Raw genomic sequence first — 1,162 nt, forward strand, 5'->3', positions numbered from 1 at the left:
GCGCGGGGGTGGCTGAGCCTGGCCAAAAGCGGCGGACTTAAGATCCGCTCCTGTAGAGGTTCGAGGGTTCGAATCCCTTCCCCCGCATGCTGTCGCGAGCAACTCGCGAGCGACAGCACTCGGCACTGAAGGGATTCGAATCGGGGAGGTCGCGCGCAGCGAAGCGAGCACGTCAGACCGTGGTTCGAATCCCTTCTCCCGCACTCCCGCTGAGAGCGGCCCGCGCCCCCCACTGAGGCAGACCGCGGAGACGCGACCTAACAGCAGAACATGAACGGGTAGACGAGGGCGACGCGGTCGCCTTCCTCCAACTCCGTGTCGAACCCGTTCTCGTTCTCGTTGAAGTGGCCGTTCACGAGGATTCGGGCGTACGTCGTCGTCTGTTCGCCGACCGGGTTCTTCGTCCACGTGCCGGGGAGTTCCTCCGGCGTCGGCGCCCAGCCGCTGTGGGTCGCGTCCGCCTCGGTCTCGGCGATGAGCATCTCCTGGAGCTCCGGGTACTCCTCGAACAGTTCGTCGAGGAACGCGCGGAGCGTGTCGCCCGCGAACGTGAACTCGAACTCGTACTCGCCGAGCTCCGTGCGGACGTGGCCGGTGCAGCGCACGGTGACGGTCGTCTCGGCCTCGGAGTCGGTCGCCGCCGCCGGCACCGCGTCGCTCTCTGGCTCGCCCGCGGCGTCGCTCTCGGCGTCCGGCGCCTCCTCGACGACGGTCTCCGTCTGCTGACTCGGTGTCATGCCCGTTCGTACGTCTTTCCAGGTGGTAAGCGCGCCCACGAACATGTTCGCGGGTTCGTCTCGACGCCGCGAGCGGTTCGACGGTTTCCGTGTCGGCTTTTTATAAAACTCTTCCAAAGCTCTAGCAGTCTATTTATAAGTGGATACTGGGAGATCGACGATACCCAGCTCCAAAGCCCCAGCCGCTCAGTTATAGATGACTGATTGTGGATCGACGATACCCAGCTCCAAAGCCCCAACCGCGAGGACTCGCGCGGCTCGTTGCGCTCCTCGGTCGCTCACTCCGTTCACTCCCTGCGGTACTTACGTCGCCGTGCTTCGCCCTCGCAGTTGCCCCTTTGAGTCTCACCCGACCGCACCGCAACCGCACCTCACGCCTCCCCAGCCTCGTCGCTGGCGGCTGGCGCCGCCAGCGACTCCCTCGC

1 protein-coding gene and 1 tRNA gene are annotated in these 1,162 nt (G+C 65.3%); one reads left to right on the top strand and one right to left on the bottom strand.

Annotation, left to right across the window (positions count from 1 at the left end; translation table 11 throughout):
* Positions 1-2: 2 nt before the first annotated feature.
* Positions 3-87 (top strand) — tRNA-Leu (locus SD626R_RS12835).
* A gap of 170 nt (positions 88-257) precedes the next feature.
* Here SD626R_RS12835 and SD626R_RS12840 read toward each other — a convergent pair.
* Positions 258-737: a MoaD/ThiS family protein gene (locus SD626R_RS12840; protein ID WP_092566741.1), complete on the bottom strand. Its 480-nt coding sequence runs from the start codon at positions 735-737 to the stop codon at positions 258-260.
* Positions 738-1,162: the final 425 nt, after the last annotated feature.

The sequence above is a fragment of the Halorubrum sp. SD626R genome, assembly GCF_001261915.1.
Classification (GTDB): Archaea; Halobacteriota; Halobacteria; order Halobacteriales; family Haloferacaceae; genus Halorubrum.